Annotated in this window: 22 protein-coding genes; 19 read left to right on the top strand and 3 right to left on the bottom strand. The window is 64.9% G+C overall.

The window, feature by feature from the left end:
* Window positions 1-27: 27 nt before the first annotated feature.
* Both RHO23_RS11310 and rlmN read left to right on the top strand, forming a co-directional pair.
* Window positions 28-633 carry a helix-turn-helix domain-containing protein gene (locus RHO23_RS11310; RefSeq protein ID WP_030093991.1) on the top strand — a complete coding sequence of 202 codons (606 nt, stop codon included), beginning with the start codon at window positions 28-30 and terminating at the stop codon, window positions 631-633.
* Window positions 634-659: 26 nt separating this feature from the next.
* Complete coding sequence (rlmN, locus tag RHO23_RS11305) at window positions 660-1,781, top strand: 23S rRNA (adenine(2503)-C(2))-methyltransferase RlmN (RefSeq protein ID WP_057969304.1); 1,122 nt, start codon at window positions 660-662, stop codon at window positions 1,779-1,781.
* Here rlmN and RHO23_RS11300 read toward each other — a convergent pair whose 3' ends face one another.
* Window positions 1,782-2,042, bottom strand: coding sequence for a DUF2631 domain-containing protein (locus RHO23_RS11300; RefSeq protein WP_030093989.1), 261 nt, complete (start codon window positions 2,040-2,042; stop codon window positions 1,782-1,784).
* 149 nt (window positions 2,043-2,191) lie between these two features.
* Between RHO23_RS11300 and dxr the strand changes: the two genes are divergently transcribed.
* From dxr to RHO23_RS11275, 5 genes are all read left to right on the top strand, one after another.
* Window positions 2,192-3,367, top strand: coding sequence for a 1-deoxy-D-xylulose-5-phosphate reductoisomerase (gene dxr / locus RHO23_RS11295; RefSeq protein WP_070917373.1), 1,176 nt, complete (start codon window positions 2,192-2,194; stop codon window positions 3,365-3,367).
* Window positions 3,367-4,602, top strand: coding sequence for a M50 family metallopeptidase (locus RHO23_RS11290; RefSeq protein WP_423489081.1), 1,236 nt, complete (start codon window positions 3,367-3,369; stop codon window positions 4,600-4,602). The genes dxr and RHO23_RS11290 overlap by 1 nt, the downstream gene beginning before the upstream one ends.
* Before the next feature lie 20 nt (window positions 4,603-4,622).
* The gene (gene ispG, locus RHO23_RS11285) at window positions 4,623-5,786 is read left to right on the top strand and encodes a flavodoxin-dependent (E)-4-hydroxy-3-methylbut-2-enyl-diphosphate synthase (protein WP_064409160.1); all 1,164 of its coding nucleotides are present in this window, start codon (window positions 4,623-4,625) and stop codon (window positions 5,784-5,786) included.
* Between the two features lie 40 nt (window positions 5,787-5,826).
* Window positions 5,827-6,699 carry a GNAT family N-acetyltransferase gene (locus RHO23_RS11280; RefSeq protein WP_070917374.1) on the top strand — a complete coding sequence of 291 codons (873 nt, stop codon included), beginning with the start codon at window positions 5,827-5,829 and terminating at the stop codon, window positions 6,697-6,699.
* A 74-nt stretch (window positions 6,700-6,773) separates the two neighbouring features.
* Window positions 6,774-8,591, top strand: a complete 1,818-nt coding sequence (locus tag RHO23_RS11275; RefSeq protein ID WP_064409158.1) for a penicillin-binding transpeptidase domain-containing protein — start codon at window positions 6,774-6,776, stop codon at window positions 8,589-8,591.
* On the opposite strand, the gene RHO23_RS11270 is transcribed toward RHO23_RS11275, so the two are convergent.
* Window positions 8,588-8,953, bottom strand: a complete 366-nt coding sequence (locus tag RHO23_RS11270; protein ID WP_423489080.1) for a VOC family protein — start codon at window positions 8,951-8,953, stop codon at window positions 8,588-8,590. The two genes, RHO23_RS11275 and RHO23_RS11270, sit on opposite strands and share 4 nt — an antisense overlap.
* A gap of 116 nt (window positions 8,954-9,069) precedes the next feature.
* Between RHO23_RS11270 and RHO23_RS11265 the strand changes: the two genes are divergently transcribed.
* The 5 genes from RHO23_RS11265 to RHO23_RS11245 all read left to right on the top strand — a co-directional run bounded on the left by RHO23_RS11265 (window position 9,070) and on the right by RHO23_RS11245 (window position 13,659).
* Window positions 9,070-9,810 carry a L,D-transpeptidase gene (locus RHO23_RS11265; RefSeq protein WP_070921521.1) on the top strand — a complete coding sequence of 247 codons (741 nt, stop codon included), beginning with the start codon at window positions 9,070-9,072 and terminating at the stop codon, window positions 9,808-9,810.
* 31 nt (window positions 9,811-9,841) lie between these two features.
* Window positions 9,842-10,702: a type I methionyl aminopeptidase gene (map, locus tag RHO23_RS11260; RefSeq protein WP_044103988.1), complete on the top strand. Its 861-nt coding sequence runs from the start codon at window positions 9,842-9,844 to the stop codon at window positions 10,700-10,702.
* The gene (locus tag RHO23_RS11255; protein WP_070917375.1) at window positions 10,699-12,219 is read left to right on the top strand and encodes a cobyric acid synthase; all 1,521 of its coding nucleotides are present in this window, start codon (window positions 10,699-10,701) and stop codon (window positions 12,217-12,219) included. Before map ends, RHO23_RS11255 begins: the two co-directional genes overlap by 4 nt.
* An 83-nt stretch (window positions 12,220-12,302) precedes the next feature.
* Window positions 12,303-12,923 (top strand): hypothetical protein, encoded by a 621-nt coding sequence (locus RHO23_RS11250; protein WP_030093979.1) that lies wholly within the window; start codon window positions 12,303-12,305, stop codon window positions 12,921-12,923.
* Between the two features lie 109 nt (window positions 12,924-13,032).
* A complete protein-coding gene (locus tag RHO23_RS11245; protein ID WP_078285373.1) occupies window positions 13,033-13,659 on the top strand; it encodes an alpha/beta fold hydrolase in 627 nt (208 codons plus the stop codon).
* A 1-nt stretch (window position 13,660) separates the two neighbouring features.
* On the opposite strand, the gene RHO23_RS11240 is transcribed toward RHO23_RS11245, so the two are convergent.
* A complete protein-coding gene (locus RHO23_RS11240; RefSeq protein ID WP_030093977.1) occupies window positions 13,661-14,638 on the bottom strand; it encodes an alpha/beta hydrolase in 978 nt (325 codons plus the stop codon).
* 161 nt (window positions 14,639-14,799) lie between these two features.
* Between RHO23_RS11240 and mqo the strand changes: the two genes are divergently transcribed.
* The 7 genes from mqo (at window position 14,800) to RHO23_RS11205 (ending at window position 23,219) form a co-directional block, all read left to right on the top strand.
* A complete protein-coding gene (gene mqo / locus RHO23_RS11235; protein ID WP_070914363.1) occupies window positions 14,800-16,230 on the top strand; it encodes a malate dehydrogenase (quinone) in 1,431 nt (476 codons plus the stop codon).
* Complete coding sequence (locus RHO23_RS11230) at window positions 16,227-16,673, top strand: GNAT family N-acetyltransferase (RefSeq protein WP_078313518.1); 447 nt, start codon at window positions 16,227-16,229, stop codon at window positions 16,671-16,673. The genes mqo and RHO23_RS11230 overlap by 4 nt, the downstream gene beginning before the upstream one ends.
* Window positions 16,666-18,546: a VWA domain-containing protein gene (locus RHO23_RS11225; RefSeq protein WP_196326556.1), complete on the top strand. Its 1,881-nt coding sequence runs from the start codon at window positions 16,666-16,668 to the stop codon at window positions 18,544-18,546. Before RHO23_RS11230 ends, RHO23_RS11225 begins: the two co-directional genes overlap by 8 nt.
* A gap of 17 nt (window positions 18,547-18,563) precedes the next feature.
* Window positions 18,564-19,178, top strand: coding sequence for a cob(I)yrinic acid a,c-diamide adenosyltransferase (cobO, locus tag RHO23_RS11220; RefSeq protein ID WP_030093973.1), 615 nt, complete (start codon window positions 18,564-18,566; stop codon window positions 19,176-19,178).
* Window positions 19,179-19,205: 27 nt separating this feature from the next.
* Complete coding sequence (locus RHO23_RS11215) at window positions 19,206-20,537, top strand: cobyrinate a,c-diamide synthase (protein WP_064410370.1); 1,332 nt, start codon at window positions 19,206-19,208, stop codon at window positions 20,535-20,537.
* Between the two features lie 191 nt (window positions 20,538-20,728).
* Entirely contained in the window at window positions 20,729-21,013 is a 285-nt protein-coding gene (locus tag RHO23_RS11210; protein ID WP_030093967.1) for a DUF1490 family protein, read from the top strand.
* Between the two features lie 7 nt (window positions 21,014-21,020).
* A complete protein-coding gene (locus RHO23_RS11205) occupies window positions 21,021-23,219 on the top strand; it encodes a heavy metal translocating P-type ATPase (RefSeq protein ID WP_423489079.1) in 2,199 nt (732 codons plus the stop codon).
* Window positions 23,220-23,228: the final 9 nt, after the last annotated feature.

Raw genomic sequence — 23,228 nt, 5'->3', positions numbered from 1 at the left:
TGCCAAAGTAGCAATTTGGCCGCCATCATGGTTGGTATGGACGATCAGAACCAGCGGTTAGAGGCCGTGCTTGACGCGTTGGGGCCCCGGCTGCGGGCGCTGCGCCTGCATCGTCAGGTCACCCTGGCGCAGTTGTCCGACACGACGGGTATCTCCGAGAGCACGCTGTCGCGTCTGGAATCCGGTCAGCGGCGGCCCACTCTGGAACTTCTGCTGCTGCTGGCCGAGGCGCACCAGGTGCCGCTCGACGAGCTGGTGAACGCACCCGCCACGGGTGACCCGCGCATCCACCCCAAACCGTTCAAACGGCACGGGTCGGTCTATCTGCCGCTGTCACGCCGGCCCGGTGGGGTGCAGTGCTACAAGCAGATCATCCCGCCGCATTCGCCGAAGGGGGAACCGAACCTGAAGGTCCATGAGGGCTATGAGTGGATGTACGTGCTTTCCGGAAAGGTCCGCCTACTTCTCGGCGAGCTGGACCTGATTCTGCCCGCCGGTGAAGCCGCCGAGTTCGATACGCATATCCCGCATTGGTTCGGCAATCCGACCGATAAACCCGTCGAGGTATTGCACATTTTCGGCCCGCAGGGGGAGCGGATGCATGTGCGGGCACGTTCCGGTTCGGGGAACTAGCGCGAGCCTGGGATACTAGGTGGGTTATGTCTGCCGATAAAGGGTCCCTGCCGCTGGTTTTCGACGCGCCGCGCCGGGCCATGCCGCCGCGTCACCTGGCGGATATGACGGCCGAGCAGACGCGTGAGGCTGTGACCGCATTGGGGCTTCCGGCGTTTCGTGCCAAGCAGATCGCCAACCAGTACTACGGACGGCTGGTGGGCGACCCCGCGGCAATGACAGACCTTCCAGCGGGCGCGCGCGATGGTGTGGGCGAGGCGCTGTTTCCCCGGCTGCTTCATCCGCTGCGCCAGGTGGCCTGTGATTCCGGGGATACTCGAAAGACCTTGTGGCGCTTACACGACGGCAGCACCGTCGAGTCGGTACTGATGCGCTACACCGACCGCAACACGCTGTGCATCTCTTCGCAGGCCGGGTGTGGGATGGCCTGCCCGTTCTGCGCCACCGGTCAGGGTGGACTGACGCGCAACCTCTCGGCCGCCGAGATCCTGGAGCAGGTTCGTGATGCCGCGGCTTCACTGCGTGACGGTGAGCTGCCGGGCGGCCCCGGCCGGTTGTCGAACATCGTCTTCATGGGCATGGGTGAGCCCCTAGCCAACTACAACCGGGTGCTCACAGTGCTGCGCAAGATCACGGCGCCGCCCCCCGACGGATTCGGTATCTCGCAGCGCGGTGTCACGGTCTCGACAGTGGGGCTGGCGCCGGCCATTCGCAAACTTGCCGATGAGGGACTAGGGGTCACTCTGGCGGTGTCCTTGCACTGCCCGGACGATGAGCTGCGCGACACCCTGGTGCCGGTCAACACCCGGTGGGCGATCAGCGAGGTGCTCGATGCCGCGCGGTACTACGCCGATGTCACGGGACGTCGGGTGTCCATTGAGTACGCGCTCATCCGCGATGTGAACGATCAGCCCTGGCGCGCTGACATGCTCGGCAAGAAGCTGCGAAAAGCCTTGGGTCAGTTCGTTCATGTGAATCTGATTCCGCTGAATCCGACGCCGGGCAGTCAATGGGATGCCAGCCCGAAGCCGGTCGAGCGTGAGTTCGTGCGACGCGTGCGGGAGCAGGGGGTTTCCTGCACGGTGCGTGATACCCGAGGTCGCGAGATTGCCGCCGCATGCGGCCAATTGGCCGCGTCCGAGCGCTAGCTAGCGGATACGGCCCGAGCGGCGACCGAAGTAGTCGTTCGCGGTGAAGGCCAGCACGATGACGGCGAAACCGACGCAGAAGATGTCTTCGACCTTGCCGACGTGATTGCCCTTGAGGAGCAGCAGCAAGAAGGCCGCGATGGCGAGGCCCAGGATGTGGAAGATGCGGGGGTTCTGGCCCGAGAGCCCACGCCCGAACGCTGCGGACGGCACGTCCTCGACATCGACTCCGTCGTGCTTGACAACCTCAGTCGTGGCCACCGCCAGCCCTCCAATCTCAGACGTCTACTACAGCCCATAGTGTGCCACGCCCATCCGCTCCCGGGTAAGCACACCCCGCGCGAAGGGAAAATGGTGAACTGCGCGGTCCGGTGGGAGTCGCGGGCTAGCCCAGGCCGCACAATATGTAGGTGACACGTAGTTCAGAGGTCTGCCGGGTGTTGCTGCTCGGCAGCACCGGATCCATCGGCACCCAGGCGCTCGAGGTCATCGCCGCGAACCCCGAGCGCTTCGAGGTCGTCGGCCTGGCTGCGGGCGGCGGCAACATCGATCTGCTGCGGCAGCAGATCGACGCGACCGGCGTCACCAACGTCGCGGTAGCCGACAAAAGTGCCGCCGAACGCCTCGACCTGCCCGTGCTGAGTGGGCCCGGTGCCGTTACCGAGCTGGTGGAGAACACCGAGGCCGACGTGGTGCTCAATGCGCTGGTCGGAGCGCTGGGTCTACGTCCGACACTGGCCGCGCTGAAGACAGGGGCACGGCTGGCGCTGGCCAACAAGGAGTCTCTGGTGGCCGGTGGGCCGCTGGTCACCAAGGCGGCGGCTCCCGGCCAGATCGTTCCCGTCGACTCCGAGCACTCCGCGCTGGCGCAATGCCTGCGCGGCGGTACCCGTGGCGAGGTGGCACAGCTGATCCTGACCGCATCCGGCGGCCCGTTCCGGGGCTGGAGCACCCAGCAGCTCGAAGACGTCACGCCGGAGCAGGCCGGAGCGCACCCCACCTGGTCGATGGGGCCGATGAACACCCTCAACTCGGCCTCGCTGGTCAACAAGGGACTGGAACTCATCGAGACCCATCTTCTGTTCGACGTGCCGTACCAGCAGATCGGTGTCGTAGTTCACCCGCAGTCGATCGTGCACTCGATGGTGACGTTCACCGATGGGTCGACCTTGGCGCAGGCCAGTCCGCCCGACATGAAACTGCCCATCGCCCTGGCGCTGGGGTGGCCGGACCGGGTACCTGCCGCAGCCACGGCCTGCGATTTCAGCACCGCATCTACCTGGGAGTTTGAGCCACTGGATGCGCAGGTATTTCCCGCCGTCGACCTGGCTCGGAGCGCCGGAGAGGCGGGCGGATGCATGACCGCCGTCTACAACGCCGCCAACGAAACCGCGGCCGCTGCCTTCCTGGCCGGACGTATCGGATTCAAGTCGATCGTGCGAACAATTGCCGATGTGCTTGATGCCGCAAGCCAATGGGAGGGAACCTCGGGAGAACCCGCTACCGTTGACGATGTACTCGACGCGCAGCACTGGGCTGACCAGCGGGCTGCGCAATTGATCCTGGCGGAGGAAAATCGAACCTGATGGCTGCGTACGCGATCGGAATTGCGTTGTTCGCGCTGGCGATCTTGGTATCGGTGGCGCTGCACGAGTGTGGGCACATGTGGGTGGCGCAGGCCACCGGCATGAAGGTGCGTCGCTACTTCGTCGGATTCGGGCCGACATTGTGGTCCACCAAGCGCAAGAGCAATCGCGGTGCCAACGACATCGTCGAGTACGGCTTCAAGGCGGTCCCGCTCGGTGGCTTCTGTGATATCGCGGGCATGACCTCGGTGGAACAGCTCACTCCCGAGGAATCCGACCGCGCCATGTACAAGCAGAAGGTCTGGAAACGGGTGGCGGTGCTGTTCGCCGGACCGGCCATGAACTTCCTCATCGGCATCGTGGTCTTCTACGGCGTCGTCCTTTTCTGGGGTCTGCCCGACAACAACGCGCCCACACACCCGGAGATCAAGCAGACGAGCTGTGTGGCGGCACAAAAGAGTGCTGACCCCAAGGACATGGCGACGTGCACCGGGGAAGGGCCGGCGGCGCTCGGGGGCCTGCGCGAGGGTGATCAGGTGCTCGCCGTCGCAGGCAAGCAGCTCAGCACATCCAGCGATATGGTCACCGCGATCCGGGAGCTGCGCGGTCCGCAGGTCTTCGAAATCATCCGCGACGGCAAGCAGCAATCGCTCCTCGTCAACGTCGCCGAGACACAGCGCTGGGATGAGAAGGCAGGCAAGCTCATCTCGGTGGGTGCCGTGGGTGCCTCGCTGGGCACCTACGTGCCGCAGAAGCACTACAACCCACTGACTGCGGTTCCCGCCACCGGAAACCTCATCGGGACCGTTGCCGTCGAAACCGTAAAGGCCATCGGAAAGATCCCCACCAAGGTCGGTGCCCTCTGGGACTCCATCACCGGTAGTGAGCGGGCGATGGACACTCCGATGAGCATCGTCGGTGCGAGCCGCATGGGCGGCGAGACGGTCGAGCACGACATGTGGATCATGTTCTGGATACTGTTGGCGCAGCTCAACTTTGCGCTCGGTGCCATCAACCTGCTGCCGTTGCTGCCGTTCGACGGAGGACACATCGCGGTGGCCACCTACGAGAAGCTCCGCAACATGATCCGGTCGGCGCGCGGGCTCGCGGCAGGAGCCCCCGTCAACTACATGAAGTTGATGCCGGCGACATACCTGGTTTTGGTGGTGGTGGTCGGATACATGCTGCTGACGATCACCGCCGACATCGTCAACCCGATTAGACTTTTTCAGTAGCGATCCAAACGGAGGATCACATGACCAGCCTGGGTATTCCGAGTGCACCGCCGCCGACACTGTCGCCGCGGCGCAAGACACGTCAGCTCATGGTCGGAAACGTCGGGGTGGGCAGCGACTCACTGGTCTCGGTGCAGTCGATGTGCACCACCAAGACCCACGACGTGAACTCGACCCTGCAGCAGATCGCCGAATTGACCGCCTCCGGCTGCGACATCGTGCGTGTCGCATGCCCGCGGCAGGAGGACGCCGACGCGCTCGCCGAGATCGCCCGCAAGAGCAAGATCCCGGTCATCGCCGATATCCACTTCCAGCCCAAATACATCTTCGCGGCGATAGACGCGGGTTGCGCTGCGGTGCGCGTGAATCCGGGGAACATCAAGGAGTTCGACGGCCGCGTCAAGGAGGTCGCCAAGGCCGCCGGAGACGCCGGGATCCCGATCCGCATCGGCGTGAACGCGGGTTCGCTGGACCCGCGCATTCTGGGCAAGTACGGCAAGGCGACCCCGGAGGCGCTCGTCGAGTCGGCGCTGTGGGAGGCGGGCCTGTTCGAAGAACACGGCTTCGGCGATATCAAGATCAGCGTCAAGCACAACGACCCGGTGATCATGGTCGCCGCCTATGAACTGCTCGCCTCGCAGTGCGATTACCCGCTCCACCTCGGTGTCACCGAGGCCGGCCCGGCATTCCAGGGCACCATCAAGTCGGCCGTCGCCTTCGGTGCGCTGTTGTCCAAGGGCATCGGCGACACCATCCGGGTGTCTCTCTCGGCGCCGCCCGCCGAGGAGGTCAAGGTCGGCAATCAGATCCTGGAATCGCTCAACCTGCGGCCCCGGTCGCTGGAGATCGTGTCCTGCCCGTCCTGCGGGCGCGCGCAGGTGGATGTCTACACCCTGGCCAACGCGGTGAGCGCCGGGTTGGAGGGGCTGGACGTACCGCTTCGTGTCGCGGTCATGGGCTGCGTCGTCAACGGGCCGGGCGAGGCGCGTGAGGCCGACCTCGGCGTGGCATCCGGAAACGGTAAGGGTCAGATCTTCGTGAAGGGCGAGGTCATCAAGACCGTGCCGGAGGCGCTGATCGTCGAGACACTCATCGATGAGGCCATGCGCTTGGCCGAGGAGATGGGCACCGAGATCGGAACCGACGGAACTCCTACTGGCCAGCCGGTCGTGACCGTAAGCTGAACAAAGCTCGGCGTAACGGGACACACGGGAGCGATTGCCGATGACGACAACACTGCCGGCGCACGGAGCGCCCGGAGCGTCGTCGTCCGATGCCGTTCGCGTCCTCGGACTATCGGATACCGAGGCGGTGCGTGCGGTCCTGGACGCCGACCCGGTGGCCTCCTGCATGCTCGCCGCACGCGTCGAGGCTCGCGGTGCCGATCCCACGGCCATCGGTGGCGAGATCTGGTCCACGGGAGCGTTGACCGATTCCCTGTGCTTCGTCGGGACCACGATCATTCCGCTGGCCGGTGGCCCGGAGGCCACCCGGTTGTTTGCCGAACGCGCCATTGAGCAGCACCGGATCTGTCCCTCCCTGGTCGGCCCGGCCGATGTGGTGCTCGACATGTGGGGCCATCTCGATCCGGTCTGGGGCCCCGCACGCGAAGTCCGCGCCTGCCAGCCCCTGCTGGCGATGCTCGATGCGCCGACATGTGCCGTCGACTCCGCGGTACGGCAGGTGCGCGCCGAGGAACTCGACCCGTATTTGAACGCTTCGATTCAGATGTTCATCGGCGAGATGGGTGTCGATCCGCGTAACGGTGATGGCGGCCGTGGATACCGGCGGCGGGTGGCCGGCCTCATCGAGGCGGGCAGGGCGTGGGCACGTTTCGAGGATGGGCGGGTCATCTTCAAAGCGGAGATCGGATCGCAATCGCGCTGCGTGAGCCAGATCCAGGGCGTATGGGTTGACCCGGAGTTCCGTGGCCGCGGGCTCGGCACTGCCGGGGTGGCCGCCGTGGCGGCAGCGGTCCATCGCAGCAGCCGCATCCCCAGCCTGTACGTGAACAGCTTCAATGAAGTGGCCCGTGCGTCCTATGCCCGGGCAGGATTTACGCGCATCGGCACATTCGCGACCGTTCTCGTTAGCTGATTCCGGCGAGCTAGTGCTCGCTACGTCCGTGCGCCTGCGGGGTTTTGGAGGCTCACGGCCATAACATCGACCCGATGTTCAGACGTGTGTGGTCCCTGCCGTTGTTCGGCACCGCCCTGTTGGTGGCCGGCGCGGTCGCGTGCACCCCGCGCCCCGACGGGCCCGGCCCGGTCGCAGAGAAGTTCTTCGAGGCGCTGGCCAACGGTGACACCGCCTCGGCGGCGAAGATGACCGACGATCCCGATGGCGCGAAAGTGGGTTTGGATCAAGCTTTCTCGGGCTTACAGGCAACTTCATTCAAGGCCGCCGTGAACGGATCGCAATACACTCAGGACACCGGTAGCGCCGACGCGACATATGTCTGGCAATTGCCCAGAAAGCGCACCTGGACCTATAGCGGGCGCCTAGAGATGCTGCGTACCGCGGGCAGTTGGCAGGTCCGCTGGGCACCGAGCGACCTGCACCCCAAACTCGGTGAGCGTCAATCGCTCTCGCTGCGAACCGATCCCGCCAAGCGGGCAACGGTCAACGAGTCGGGCGGTACGACGGTGCTGGCGCCGGCCAACCTGTACAAGATCTCCTTCGACGCGTCGCAGGCCGGTAAATCGCTGATGAGCACCGCCACCGCGCTGGCCGATGCCATCCGGCCCTACGACGACCAGATCAATGCTGCCTCCCTGGCTGAGCAGGCGAGCGCCCAGACCTCGCCGATGAATCTCATCACGCTGCGCAAGGACGATTGGGACAAGGTCTCCATCGCGCTGGAGACGCGGCCAGGGGCATTGCGACCCGGCGTGGTGATGACACAGATCGCCGATCTGCTGCCCACCGATGATCGCTTCGCACCCGATATCGTCGCGCAGGTCAAGAAGGCAGTGCTCGATGAGCTGGATGGCGAGGCCGGCTGGCGGGTGGTCAGTGTCAACCAGAACGGTGTTGACACCGCGGTGCTCAACGAGGTGAAACCCAATCCGGCTCCGTCGAAGACGATCAGCCTGGACCGTGCCGTGCAGAACGCGGCGCAGAATGCCGTCAACACTCGCGGTCAAAAGGCCATGATGGTGGTGATCAAGCCGTCGACGGGCGACATCCTGGCGGTCGCGCAGAACGCCGCTGCCAATGCCGACGGGCCACTGGCCACCACGGGTCTGTTCCCGCCCGGATCGACATTCAAGATCATCACCGCGGGTGCGGCGCTCGAGCGCGGCATGGCCACTCCGGACACCATGGTGGGCTGCCCGAAGCGAGTCACCATCGGAGACCGCAGCATCCCCAACTACAACGAGTTCGATCTCGGCACGGTGCCCATGTGGCGGGCCTTCGCGAATTCGTGCAACACGACCTTCGCCAAACTGGCCAGTGAGATGCCGTTGGACGGTTTGACCGTCGCCGCTTCGCAATTCGGCATCGGTCCGGATTACGACGTCGCGGGGATCCCCACCATCTCCGGAAACGTGCCGCCCACGGTCAACCTGACTGAACGCACCGAGGATGGTTTCGGGCAGGGCAAGGTGCTGGTCACGCCGTTCGGGATGGCGCTGGCCGCGGCAACCGTCGCCAATGGAAAAACGCCTGTACCGCAGCTGATCTCGGGCCAGACCACCGGAGTCACCGGTGAGCGTCCACCGGTGACGTCCACAATGATCGACGGCCTGCGCGGGATGATGCGCGAGACCGTGCTCAGCGGTACCGCGATGGACCTCAAGGGTGAGGGTTCTGTCTACGGGAAGACCGGTGAGGCCGAGTTCCCGGGCGGTTCACACGCCTGGTTCGCGGGGTATCGCGGCGACATGGCCTTCGCCACGCTGATCGTCGGGGGCGGCGGCTCGGAAGCCGCTGTGCGGGCCACCCGGGTTATGTTCCAGTCGCTGCCGCCGGACTACCTGGCCTAGTCGGCGCTTGGCGCCAGTACGCAGAATTCGTTGCCCTCGGGATCGCCGAGCACGATCCAGCTCGATTCGCCCTGGCCGATGTCAATTCTGGTAGCGCCATGTTCCAGGAATCGATCCACCGCAGCCTGCTGGTCGGCACCGCGAAAGTCCAGGTGCAACCGGTTCTTGGCCACCTTCCGGTCGGGGGTCCCCAGGAAGAACAAGGACGGTGGATGTCGGTCGGGCTGGAACACCTCGACGGCCCCGTCATCGTCGATCGCGTACGGCCACTCCAGCGCGTCGGCCCACCAACGGCCGAGTGTGGCCGCATCATGGCAGTCGATCACAATCGCTTCTAATGTGAGTCCGGCGGACAGCCCCATGAAGCCGATTGTGCTCGCTGTCGCTAACGTTCCGCCAGGCGATTACGAACTACCATGTAGTAAAACAGCATCCAGGGAGGATCGAGAGCTTGCGCAGAGCATTTCGGAGTGTGCTTGTGGTGACCGGGCTCGCCAGCCTCCTGATGAACGTGGCCATCACCACACCAGCGACCCTCGGCCAGGCAATGGCCGCATCCCCTCGCGGGGTGGCATCCGTCTCACCCACGCCGGGTCAGACGGTCGGGGTGGCCATGCCGGTGACGGTTCATTTCGCGGCCCCTGTCGCCGATCGGCCCGCCGCGGAGCGTTCCATCAATTTCTCCGCGTCGAAGGTTCCTTCCGGGACATTCAGCTGGGTGGACGATGCGACGGTTCGTTTCACTCCTCGTGAGTATTGGCCCGCGCATTCGTCGATCACGGTGTCCGTGAACGGCGTGAGCGGTATGAAGTACAAGTTCCAGACCGGCTCGGAGGTGCTGGGCATCGCCAGCATCAGCGCGCACACCTTCACGGTCAAGATCGACGGCACGGTCATGCGCGAGATGCCCGCGTCGATGGGAAAACCCAAGCACCCCACACCGGTCGGCTCGTTTACCGCCCTGGAAAAGCAGAGTCCGGTGGTCATGGATTCGCGGACCATCGGTATTCCGCTGAATGATCCGGAGGGCTACAAGCTGACCGTGTACTACGCGGTGCGGGTCACCTGGGGTGGCGTCTATGTGCACAGTGCCCCGTGGTCGACGGGAGCGCAGGGCAATTCGAACGTCAGCCACGGCTGCATCAACCTGAGCCCCGACAACGCGGCCTGGTACTACAACACCGTCGGTATCGGCGACCCCATCGTCATCAACGCGTAGCGATCTCGGCAGGCCCCGCTACGCTGCCTTCATGACTGTTCGTGCCGCATTGCGTCCGGGAACGCTGTCTCCCGAGCGCCAGGTTCCCGTGTCGATCGACCGCCCCGAGTACGTGGGCAAGTCCGAGGTCGCGGAGGCCATCGGGGAGCCGTACGTTCAGACACCCGAGGTCGTCGAGAAGATGCGCGTCGCCGGCAGGATCGCGGCGCAGGCGCTGGCGCTTGCCGGTGAGGCCGTGGCACCCGGGGTCACCACCGACGAGCTGGACCGGATCGCCCACGACTACATGGTTTCCCAGGGTGCTTACCCGTCAACGCTGGGGTACAAGGGATTTCCCAAGTCGTGCTGCACATCGCTCAACGAGATCATCTGCCACGGGATACCGGACTCGACCGTGATCGAGGACGGCGACATCGTCAACATCGACGTCACCGCCTACATCGACGGCGTGCACGGAGACACCAATGCCACATTCCTGGCGGGGAATGTCTCCGAGGAGCACCGCCTGCTGGTAGACCGCACCCGGGAGGCAACCATGCGGGCCATCAATGCCGTCAAGCCGGGCCGGGCACTCAGCGTCGTCGGACGGGTGATCGAGGCCTATGCAAAGCGTTTCGGTTACAACGTGGTTCGCTCCTTCACCGGGCACGGTGTGGGCCCCACGTTCCACAACGGACTCATCGTGCCGCACTACGATGACCCCAATCTGGACATCGTCATCGAGCCGGGCATGACGTTCACCATCGAACCGATGATCAACCTCGGATCGCTGGACTATGAGATCTGGGACGACACCTGGACCGTGGCGACCACCGATAAACAATGGACCGCGCAGTTCGAGCACACCATGGTGGTCACCGACGACGGAGTAGAGATTCTGACACTGCCATGACGGGCGCCGTGTCCGGCGCGCTGCTGGTAGGGGGCGTCAGCTCCGACGCCGGTAAGAGTCTGGTGGTGACCGGCCTGTGTCGGCTACTGGCACGCAAGGGGATTCGTGTCGCGCCGTTCAAGGCACAAAACATGTCCAACAACTCCGTGGTGACGATGGACGGGGGAGAGATCGGACGCGCGCAGGCATTGCAGGCACGCGCCTGCGGGCTGGAACCTTCGGTCCGATTCAATCCGGTACTGCTCAAGCCCGGTAGTGACCGGACCTCGCAGCTGGTGGTACGCGGGCAGGCGACAGGGAACGTCAGCGCGCGTTCCTATATCGAGCATCGCGAGGAACTGCGGCAGGTGGTGGCCGCGGAATTATGTTCGCTGCGTGCGGAATTCGATGTAGTTATCTGTGAGGGTGCCGGCTCGGTCGCCGAAATCAACCTGCGAGCGACCGATATCGCCAACATGGGGCTGGCACAGGCAGCGGGCCTGCCGGTGGTGCTGGTCGGCGATATCGACCGGGGCGGTGTGCTGGCGCACCTGTTCGGATCGGTGGGCGTGCTCGAGCCCGCGGACCAACGACTCGTCGCCGGATTCATCGTCAACAAGTTTCGTGGTGACCGCACACTGCTGGATCCGGGACTCGAGCAGCTTGCCGCGCTGACCGGCCGAACCACCTACGGTGTGCTGCCCTACGACGACCAATTATGGCTTGATGCAGAGGATTCGGTTTCTGTGGTGGCGTCGGCTCAGGTGGGCCGCCCCGCCACACCCATCGGGAGGGAATGGCTCCGGGTGGCCGCGGTGCGTCTGCCCCGAATCTCCAACTCGACCGATATCGAGGCCATCGCGTGTGAGCCCGGGGTGATCGTGCGGTGGGTTGCTCATCCCGCCGACATCGCCGATGCCGATGTGGTGGTCCTTCCCGGCACCAAGGCCACCGTCGCCGATCTGGCCTGGATGCGAGGCAACGGGATCGCCGACGCGGTTGTCGCACATGCCCGTTCGGGCGGTCCGGTGCTGGGCATTTGTGGCGGGTTCCAGATGCTTGCCACCACGATCGATGATCGCGTCGAGTCGGGTGCCGGCACGGTCAGTGGCTTGGGTCTGCTCGATATCGACATCGCCTTCCAACCGGTTAAGACGCTGCGGCACTGGCAGTCTCCGGGGCTGACCGGCTATGAGATCCACCACGGGACGGTCACCCGCTCGGCGGTGCCGCCGTGGCTGACCGATCATCACGAGGGCGCTGCCCACGGTGCGGTCCGGGGCACCCATTGGCATGGACTGCTGGACAACGACGATTTCCGGCGCAGATGGCTCACCGAGGCGGCGTCCGCGGCCGGACGCTCGGGATTCACCGTCGCGGCGGACACCAACGTCGCGGACCGCCGTGCGGCTCAGCTCGACAGATTGGCCGATCTCATCGACACCCACATCGACGTCGATGCGCTGGCAGCCGTGTGGCAAGACGCGGGTCGTCCGGGATCGGAGCCGTCATATCCGGTAATCGAGCACAGTCGGTGATTGGGGCGCGGGTCGAATAGCCTGTGCGGGTGCACCGGGGCTTCAGGAACATCACAGCTATCGCAGCATTTACACTGGCGCTTGTGGGCTGCACCCAGACGGTGTCGGGTACCGCCACCTGGCCGGGGGCGCGCATCGCGCAGTCGCTCCTGACGGCCGATGAGCTGCCGCAGGGCGCCAAGTACGACAGGGTTGTCGCCGATCTGGGGCCCGTGACGGTCAACAACCAGCAGGTAATCGGTGCGATGCCCTCAAATCCGCAAGGATGCGCGGACGGCTTGTCGCCCCGTTTGGCCAATGCGGGTAGAGCGGGCCCCGAGAACACCGCGCGCTACATCGCGCGGTTCAACGGCGCGAACATCATCGTCAGTCTGTTGCGCGACACCATCGACCTGGCCAACGTGCAAGCGGTGGCGAGCCGGTGCGCCAAGTACGAGGTGTTCTTCGACAAGAGCTCGCCCGGGACGCCGATGATCACCGATCCGGTGCAAGGCGGACCTGTCGGCGTCCTCGTCTACAAGCAAACAATGATCATGCCCAAGGGCACGACTTCCCGGTACATGGCTTTCGCGAATATCCGGGGCGTGGCGATGGTGGCGACATCCTTCGACCTGCGCGATCCGTCGGTCAAGGCAGTCGCGACCATGCCCCATACCTTCCTGGACATCGTGGCGAAACAGGTCGACAAGATCGAACGCACCTGACGGCTCTGGGTGAAAGTTTCCTGAAAGGGCTGGTTAAAAGCCCAACCGGAACGGTCGTACTCAGGTAGCGTGCGCCCATGCCCAAGGTCTTCGCGCAAGCGGCTCATCTATGAGTCCGCCGCCCGAGCTTCGCCCCCCGCGCCCAGGGCCTCCACCTGCGCGTGACGGTGAATTGCACCAGGTCGTCACGATTGACGGCCGTACGGTGCAGGTCAACGTTTCGGGGCCGGATAAGGGAACCACCGTCGTCATGCTGGCCGCCGCCGGGCATTTCGCGCTCAGTTATCGCTCGGTATGCGAGCGGCTGCACACTGCGGGGCTGCGCACCGCGGTGATCGGCCACGACCCACATCTTCACGCCAAAGCCATCACCGGAGTGCTCGACGACATCGGCGTCAAGGTTGCGCTCCTGGTGGGAGATCGTGCGGGCGGTGAGCTGGCCTGGGATCTGGCTGCCAGCAAACTCGACAGGTTTATTGGTCTCGTGGCGATCGACCGTGGACACCCGCGGGTCGCCGACCGTGCCGGGCTGATCCGGGACAAGCACTGCCCGCCGGTGGAGATCAATACCACCGTCTTGGTCACCTCGGACGCGACCCGTGCCATCGCCCGCGCCAGCCAGCGCTTCGTCTACGGCGACTATCGGATTGTCGAACTGATGGGCCGCCGCTCGGCGACTCGTGACCTCACGCCGGAACTGGCAGCCGAAGTGGTCCTGCGCAGCAGCTCCTGGTGAGCTAGCTGCCCGCCTCGTACCAGTCCAGCCAGGAGTTCAACTCCCGGTAGGCCCGTGTGCGTGGTTCCGCCACCGACAAGAACACATCGTGTTTGGCATCGGGGATCGGGATGACCCGTTGATGGTTGCCGATGCATCCCGCCCAGCGCGCGATTTGCTGAACATCCAGCACCGCATCACCGTGCAGTGCCGCCGCCGCGCTGACGTCGCCCGGGAGGCTGCGGTCCGAGCGCAGGATCAGGTTGGGCACCCCGACGTCCAGGCCCCGATGTAGTTCGGCGTGCCCACGCCGGATCGCACTGATCCACCCGAACCGCACCGGAAATCCGCCGACCGGCTTCCATTCCAGGTTGTAGTCGAACTCTCCGTGGAAATCCTTATGCAGGCTCGCTCCGTATGCGCCTTCGTGCGGAAGCGGAATCGCTTGTTTGGCGCGGAACCTCGAAATCGCCTTGACGGCCGCAGTGGTGCCGCCGCTGCGGAGGAGGGGACGGCCCTGAAGATCCAGCCAGGGGCTGTTGAGGATGAGACCCGAGACATCGCCCAGGCCGGTGGACACCCGTAGACGGTTGAGCCACAGCGAGACGATCAGACCGCCGGCGGAGTGCCCGTACACGAGCAGCGGTGCACCTGCGCTGTGTCCGGTGATGATGTTCACCGCGGCGTTGAGCTCGGCGTCGTAGAGCGATAGGTCGCTGATGTAGTGCGGGGTTTGGTGAGCGCGCCGGGAACGCCCGCATTTACGCAAGTCGAGCGCGAAGAAGCGATAGCCGCGGGCCGAGAAATGTTCGGCAAGCTCGGTGTGGAAGAAGTAGTCGGTATATCCGTGCACCATCAGCACCGCGCGCCCGGTGTCCGGCTGAATTTCCGGCCGCACCAGTGTGGCGGTAATTACACCTTCGCCGTCAGGGTCAATGCCCAGTTCAATGGTTTTTCGAAGGTAGCCATCGAGGACATCGGATTCCCATGTCACGGGCATAGCCTAGTTGAAGGAATGACTGAATTACCCGCGCGATAACCTGTGTGTACTCCCCGGTAGTGGCGAAGCGTTGCCACTCCATCAGATTCGAAAAGGACAGTGAACCGGTGTCAAAAGCGCAGGTGGAGCAGACAGACGTTGCCCTGATTGGGTCAGGGATCATGAGCGCGACGCTCAGCGCCTTGCTGCGATTGGTCGAACCGGACCTGTCGATCACCTTGATCGAGCGCCTTGATGCGGCCGCCAGCGAAAGCAGCGACCCGTGGAACAACGCGGGTACCGGGCACTCGGCGCTCTGCGAGCTCAACTACACGCCGCAGAAGGCAGATGGCTCGATCGACATCACCAAGGCCATCACCGTCAACGAGCAGTTCCAGGTGTCGCGCCAGTTCTGGGCCTACGCCGTTGAGAACGGTGTACTGCCCGACGTCCGCGGATTCCTCAACCCCATCCCGCATGTGAGCTACGTGCACGGGGCCGACAAGGTCGAGTTCCTTCGTAAGCGCCACGATGCGTTGGTCGGCAACCCGCTGTTCGCGAAGATGGAGTTCATCAACGACGACGACGAGTTCGCGCGCCGTCTGCCGCTCATGGCCGCCGGACGCGATTTCTCCGATCCGGTGGGATTGAACTGGAGCCAGGACGGCACCGATGTCGACTTCGGTGAGCTGTCAAAGCAGCTGGTGGGCTTCGGAGTTCGTACCGGTACCAACGCGATTTTCGGTGTTGAGGTCCGCAACATCAGCCGTGAGAGCGACGGTGGATGGCTTCTCAAGCTGGTCAACGGTCGTACGGGCGAGAAGCGCAAGCTCAAGGCCAAGTTCGTATTCGTTGGCGCCGGTGGTGGGGCTCTGGGTCTGCTGCAGAAGGCCGGAATCCCCGAAGCCAAGGGCTTCGGCGGGTTCCCGGTGAGTGGTGCCTTCTTGCGCACCAACAACACAGATCTCACCGAGGGGCACAAGGCCAAGGTGTACGGCTTCCCGCCGCTCGGTGCGCCGCCGATGTCCGCGCCGCACCTGGACACTCGCGTGATCAACGGCAAGGAATGGCTGCTTTTCGGACCGTTCGCCGGGTGGTCGCCCAAGTTCCTGAAGATGGGCAAGATCACCGATCTGCCCTCGACGGTGAAGCCCAACAACCTGGCGTCGATGATCGGTGTGGGTCTGACGGAGTTCGGTCTGGTGAACTTCCTGCTGAGCCAGTTGCGTCTGACACCGGACGATCGAATCGACATGCTGCGTGAATTCGCGCCCAAGGCACAGCGTTCCGATTGGGAGCTGATCACCGCCGGGCAGCGCGTACAGGTTATTCGGCCGGCCAAGGGCAAGGGTGGTGCGCTCGAATTCGGGACCATGGTGCTCAATTCGGCCGACGGCAGCATCGCCGGCCTGCTCGGAGCGTCGCCGGGTGCCTCCACTGCGGTGCCCGCCATGCTCGACGTCATGCAGCGTTGCTTCCCCGACCGGTTCGCGAACTGGATGCCCAAGCTCAAGGAGATGATTCCGTCGCTCGGCATCAGCCTGTCGGACGAGCCGTCACTGTTCGGTGAGGTATGGGACTGGGGGACACAGGTTCTCGGCCTGGAGCAGTGAGTACGGGGTGGTCCTGGTCCGCTGACCTGGACGCCGCGACACTCTACGGACTGCTGCGGTTGCGTGCCGAAGCATTCATTGTCGGCCAGAACTGCGCCTATCAGGATCTCGATGGTCGTGATCTCGAACCAGAGACCCGGCACTTCTGGATCAAGAACGAGAACGGCGATGTGGTCAGCGGCCTGCGCGTGCTCGCGGATCCTGGCGGATCGGGTTTCTGGATCGGGCGGGTGTGTACGGCGGCACACGAGCGTGGCCGCGGGCATGCGGCGCACCTCGTACGTGCGGTACTGACAGAGATCGACGGCGCACGCTGTCGTCTGAATGCGCAGGCACACCTGAAGGACATGTATGGCAAGCTGGGATTCGTGGTCTCCGGTGATGAATTCCTCGAGGACGAGATTCCGCACGTGCCCATGACCTGGATGGCCGGAAATGGCTAGCACCACAGACGTTCCGGGGTATCCACTCAGTGCGATAGTCGGGCACGACCAGTTGCGGCTGGCACTCGTGCTTTCTGCGGTGCGCCCCGATATCGGTGGAGTGCTCATTCGTGGAGAGAAGGGCACTGCCAAGTCGACGGCGGTTCGTGCGTTGACGTCAGTGCTGCGGACGGTCGATGGTGCGCGACTGGTCGAGCTACCGATCGGCGCGACAGAGGATCGGGTGGTCGGATCCCTCGACCTGCAAAAGGTCTTGCGCGATGGCGAACACGCTTTCTCCCCAGGGCTTCTGGCGCGTGCCGACGGCGGCGTGCTTTACGTGGACGAGGTCAACCTGCTGCATGACCATCTCGTTGACGTGATCCTCGATGCGGCGGCGATGGGCCGGGTGCATGTCGAGCGTGATGGTGTATCTCATTCCTACGATGCGCGATTCGTACTGATCGGCACCATGAATCCCGAAGAGGGGGAGCTGCGCCCGCAGCTGCTCGACCGTTTCGGATTCGCGGTCGATGTACATGCCTCACGCGATGTGGCGGTGCGCGCCGAGGTCATCCGCAGGCGTCTCGCGTACGAGGCTGACCCGGCGGGGTTTGTGACGCGCTACGCATCCGAGGAGGCCGAGCTGGCGGCGCGGATTGCCGACGCCCGGCGCCTGCTGCCGCGAGTCGTCCTGCCTGACGCTGAACTACAGCGTGTCGCGGCGTTGTGCGCGGCCTTCGATGTGGATGGGATGCGTGCCGATCTGGTGGTGGCGCGTGCCGCCGTCGCGCATGCGGCATGGCGTGGTGCCGAGGTGGTCGGCGAGCCTGATATCCGGGTGGCCGCCGAGTTGGCGCTGCCTCACAGGCGGCGCCGGGACCCGTTCGACGAACCCGGCCTGGATCCCGAACAGCTCGACCAGGCGATGCGCGATAGCGCGCCGCAGCAGGATCACGGCCCCGGCAACGACGATCCGGATCCCGATCCGGACGGCCCCGGTGGCGGCACGCCGGAACCTTCCGCGAACCCGCCAAAAACCAATGATTCACAGCAGGATTCGTCATCGGCGCCGGCGCCGCCGCGGCAGAGCCCGGCGCCTTCTGCGACCTTTCGCGCCAAGACGTTTCGGGTGCCCGGCGTCGGTATGGGGGCCCCGGGACGACGCTCGGCCGCACGCAACCGCACCGGCAAGGTCATCGCCCCGAGCTCCGATGAGGGATTCGGGGTACACGTAATCGGCACGCTGATGTCCGCGGCAGGCCGGGTGACCGAACCCGGCAGGCTGCCCAAACCGGTGCTGTCCGATCTACAGTGGGCCATCAGGGAAGGCCGCGAAGGCAATCTGGTGATTTTCGTAGTCGATGCCTCCGGGTCGATGGCGGCACGTCAGAAGATGTCGGCGGTCAGTGGTGCCACCTTGTCGCTGCTGCGTGATGCGTATCAGCGACGCGACAAGGTGGCGGTCATCACCTTTCGCGGTCAGCAGGCGGCCACACTGCTGGCGCCGACGGGCTCGACGCATATCGCGGGGCGCAAGCTGCAGCAGTTCGATACTGGCGGCAAAACACCGCTGGCACAAGGACTTTTGGCGGCTCGGGATTTGGTGGCCCGTGAGCGAGGCCGCGATCCGCATCGCCGCGCGCTCGTGGTGGTGCTCACCGATGGCCGGGCTACCGGCGGGCCGGATCCGTTGGGCCGGACGCGTCGAGCCGCGGGGATGTTGCGCGCCGAGCAGGTTGCGTGTGTGGTGATCGATTGCGAGACCTCTTTCGTAAGAATGGATCTGGCAGTCACGCTGGCCCAGCAGCTTGATGCGCCGGTGATGCAGTTGGATCATCTGAACGCCGACCGGCTTGCCGGCGTGGTGCGCGGCGCCACTGCCGCCGCGTGAGATAGCGGAGGGGTTCAATGCCACAGGGACAACCGTTGGTGGTGCCAGAGGACGGGCTCACCACCAAGGCGCGGAGGAACGCACCGATACTGGCTGTGCACACGGGTGCCGGAAAAGGTAAGTCCACAGCCGCTTTTGGTATGGCGTTACGGGCCTGGCATCACGGTGCGGACGTCGCTGTGTTCCAGTTCGTCAAGAGTGCGAAGTGGCGCGTCGGTGAGGAGTCGGTCTTCGGTGAACTCGGCAAGCTGCACGACGAGCACGGGATCGGCGGCTCGGTGCAGTGGCACAAGATGGGTTCAGGGTGGTCCTGGTCGCGTAAGTCGGGTACCGAGACCGACCACGCCGCCGATGCGGCCGCCGGATGGGCCGAGATCGCGCGGCGGCTGGCCGCGGAGGAACACGGCTTTTACGTGCTCGACGAGTTCACCTACCCGCTCAAGTGGGGGTGGGTGGATGTGGATGAAGTTGTCGAAGTACTTCGTTCCCGCCCCGGCACACAGCATGTGGTCATCACCGGACGCGATGCGCCACAACAGCTTCTGGATGCGGCCGACCTGGTGACCGAGATGACGAAGATCAAGCATCCGATGGACCAGGGCCGTAAGGGCCAGCGCGGTATCGAATGGTAGAGCGTGGGGTCCGCTAGCGTTCCCGCGATCGTGATTGCCGCTCCCGCCTCGGGAAGCGGGAAGACCACGGTGGCCACGGGTTTGATGGGCGCGTTGCGGCGGGCGGGGCACGTGGTGGCGCCGTTCAAGGTAGGGCCGGATTACATAGATCCCGGATATCACAGCCTGGCGACCGGTAAGCCGGGCCGTAACCTCGACAGCGTGCTGGTGGGTTCGGAGTTGATCGGCCCGTTGTTCCGCCACGGCGCGCACGGCGCGGATATCGCTGTGGTGGAAGGGGTCATGGGTCTCTTCGATGGGCGGATCGCCGATGAAAAGGGCTCGACGGCCGAGATCGCCGGCCTCCTGAACGCGCCGGTGGTGTTGGTCGTGGATGTGAAGGGGCATAGCCAGAGCCTGGCGGCACTGTTGCACGGATTCGTGGTGTACGCCGCGGAGGCGGGCATCAGGATCGCTGGCGTGATCCTCAACCGGGTTGGGTCGGCACGGCATCGGGCGATCCTCACGGCGGCGGCCGATCGTGCGGGACTATCGGTGCTGGGTGCGTTGCCGCGTACCGAGAAGTTGTCGGTTCCTTCGCGCCACCTGGGGCTGGTGACGGCTATCGAACATGGCCAGGCTGCCCTGGACGCGGTGGACGCGATGACCCACTTGGTCGCCGAACATGTGGACCTGCCCGCGATCGTCGCTGCCGCGCGTAGCGACGTGACGACGGGTGCGTGGGATCCGGTGGACGTTGTCGGCGCCCCGGTGGCCGGCGAGCCGGTGGTCGCGTTGGCGGCGGGTCATGCGTTCACGTTCGGATATGCCGAGCATCGTGAGCTGTTGGCCGCGGCGGGTGCGGTGGTAGCCGAGTTCGACCCGCGCCGTGATGCCCTGCCCGACGAGACCTCAGCTCTGGTGCTCCCGGGGGGATTCCCGGAACAGTTCGCCACCGATCTGTCGTCCAATGAGCCACTGCGTCAACAGGTCCGTGACATGTCCGGACCGATACACGCCGAATGCGCCGGCCTCACCTACCTGTGCAACGACCTCGACGGGGCTCCGATGTGTGGCGTGATCGACGCGCAAGCTCGCTTCACCGACTCACTTACCCTCGGATACCGCGAGGCGGTCTCGATCACCGGCTCCACCCTCTTTGATGAGGGAGAACGGTTGAGCGGGCATGAGTTTCATCGCACCACGGTCGACTACCGCGACGACACGCGACAGCCCGCCTGGGCCTGGACTGCTGCCGGCGGCATCCGCCGCGAGGGCGTGGTGGCGGGGGAGGGGCGCATTCACGCCTCCTATCTGCACACGCATCCGGCGGCGAACGCCAGCGCGGTGGCCCGGTTCGTTGCGCAGGCGGCGAAATAGTCGTTCTTCCTGCCATTCGATGTCGGCGTGCCAGTCGGCCGAGTGTCTGCCATACTTGGCGATAATGAAAACCGTTATCATCATGACGCAACGGGCCACCTCAAGGGCTGATCGAGAGTAGGTTTCGTTAAGAAGCCACGGTGCGTGATGAAGCGTGACTCAAATACTTTGAGCGAAAGGGTGATTGGCTGATGGTATGGCACGCAGTACTAGCGAAGGCCGCATCGACGGTGGTAACCGGTGCGGTGGGAGTCGCCGCTTACGAGGTTGCGCGCAAGGCCGCCGCCAAGGTTCCCGTCCGTGACGCCAGTGTCACCGTTGCCTCCTGGGGGCTGCGCGGTGTGCGTAAGGCCGAGGAAGGCGCCGAACGTGCACGACTGGCGATCGGTGATGTCGTCGCGGAGGCTCGCGAGCGCATCGGGGAAGAGGCCCCGCCGCCCGTGGTAGGAGAATCCGGTCACGACCACGAGCACTGAGCCGCACATGGTCACTGTCGTATCTGACGCGGCCGGACGTCTGCGTGCCATCGCGACTGCGTTGAGCGGTGATGTGCGGCGCGCGGTGCTGATCGAGGACACGCTGCTGCATGTACAGGGAGTTCGTGCCGTACACGCGTATCCGCGCACGGCCGCGGTGGTCGTGTGGTACTCAAAGGCAAGTGGTTCGGCCGCGGACATCCTCGACGCGCTGGCGCGCGCCCTCGAAGCTCCGGTGCCGGAAACGCTGACCCGAGAACCACATTCGTCTGATGTGCGCAATGCCGACGTGGTGCGCATGGGCGTGGGCGGGGCGGCCCTGGTAGTACTCGGACTTCGTCGATATCCCCTGCGGCGGCCGCCGCTGCTAGGACCGACCAGTCGCCTGTTGGCAACGGCGGTCACGATTTTCAGCGGATATCCGTTCCTGCGGGGGGCGCTTGCCGCATTGCGTAGCGGCAGATCGGCAGGCACGGATCTGCTGGTATCCGCGGCCACCGTGGCCAGCCTGGTGCTGCGCGAGAACGTGGTCGCACTGACGGTGTTGTGGCTGCTCAACATTGGCGAGTATCTGCAGGATCTGACGCTCCGGCGCACCCGTCGCGCCATCGCGGATCTGCTGTCGGGCAGTCAGGACACCTCGTGGGTCCGTCTCAGGGACGGCACCGAGGTCCAGGTCTCTACCGATTCACTGGCGGTCGGCGACGAGGTGGTGGTGCACGAGCAGGTGGCCATTCCGGTGGACGGGGACGTCGTGGAGGGTGACGCGATCGTCGACCAGTCGGCCATCACCGGCGAAACCCTGCCAGTCAGCGTCGCCGCCGGAGGGCGCGTGCATGCCGGATCGGTTGTCATGCGCGGTCGCATCGTTGTGCGTGCCGCGGCGGTGGGAGGACAGACGATCATCGGCCGGATCATCACCCGGGTGGAGCAGGCGCAACGCGATCGGGCCCCGATTCAGACTGTCGGCGAAAACTTCTCGCGGCGATTCGTGCCGGCCTCGTTCCTGCTGTCCCTGGGCACCCTGGTGGTGACCAGGGATGTGCGGCGGGCCATGACGATGCTCCTGGTGGCCTGCCCGTGTGCGGTGGGCCTGTCTACTCCAACCGCGATCAGTGCCGCCATCGGCAACGGGGCGCGCAGGGGAATCCTGGTCAAGGGCGGGTCACATCTGGAACTGGCCGGCAGAGTAGACGCGTTCGTGTTCGACAAGACCGGAACGCTCACCATCGGACGTCCGGTGGTGACGAACATCGTTGCCTTCGAAGAGGGCTGGGAACCCGAGCAGGTGCTCGCGTACGCGGCAAGCTCGGAGATTCACGCCCGGCACCCTTTGGGGGAGGCGGTTATTCGCTCGACCGAGGAACGCCACATCGCAATCCCGCCACACGAAGAGTGCGAAGTGCTCGTTGGCCTGGGGATGCGCACCAGAGCCGATGGGCGGACCCTGCTGCTGGGCAGCCCCGCACTGCTGACCAAGGAGAGCGTCCGGGTGACCCCGGAAGCCGACGAGTGGGTGGCCAAGCTCCGCCGCCGCGCCGAGACTCCGCTTCTGCTGGCGGTCGACGGTGTACTCGTCGGACTGATCAGCCTGCGTGACGAGATCCGCCCCGAGGCCGCCGAGGTGCTGCAGGCGCTACGGTCCTCGGGTGTCAAACGGGTGGTCATGCTCACCGGTGATCACGCTGAAACGGCGCGTGCGGTGGCCGAGGAGCTGGGTATCGCGGAGTGGCAGGCCGAGGTGCTGCCCGAGGACAAACTCCAGGCTGTGAGTCGGCTCCGCAGCGACGGGCATTTTGTCGCGATGGTAGGTGACGGGGTCAACGACGCACCGGCGCTGGCTGCGGCTGATATCGGAATCGCGATGGGAATCAACGGAACCGATGTGGCCGTGGAAACCGCTGATGTTGCCCTGTCCAGTGACGATCTGCGCAAGCTGCTCGATGTACGGGGTCTGGGCAGCCGGGCTGTGACCGTCATCCGGCAGAACTACGCCATGTCAATTGCCGTCAACGCGATCGGGCTGGTGATCGGTGCCGGGGGCGCGCTCTCGCCGGTTCTGGCCGCAATTCTGCACAACGCGTCCTCTGTCGCGGTGGTCACCAATAGTTCGCGTCTTATCGGCTATGAACTCGACAATCGCCCCGCACTCGCGTCGGTGCAACATCGGCCCGCGCCGTCAGCCCTGTCCGCAGTGGAGACGTGACCTTCCAGC

Origin of the sequence: Mycobacteroides sp. PCS013, assembly GCF_049532645.1 — a bacterium.
In the GTDB taxonomy this organism is placed as follows: Bacteria; Actinomycetota; Actinomycetes; order Mycobacteriales; family Mycobacteriaceae; genus Mycobacterium; species Mycobacterium gwanakae.
This window is presented reverse-complemented; position numbering and strand designations above follow the sequence as displayed.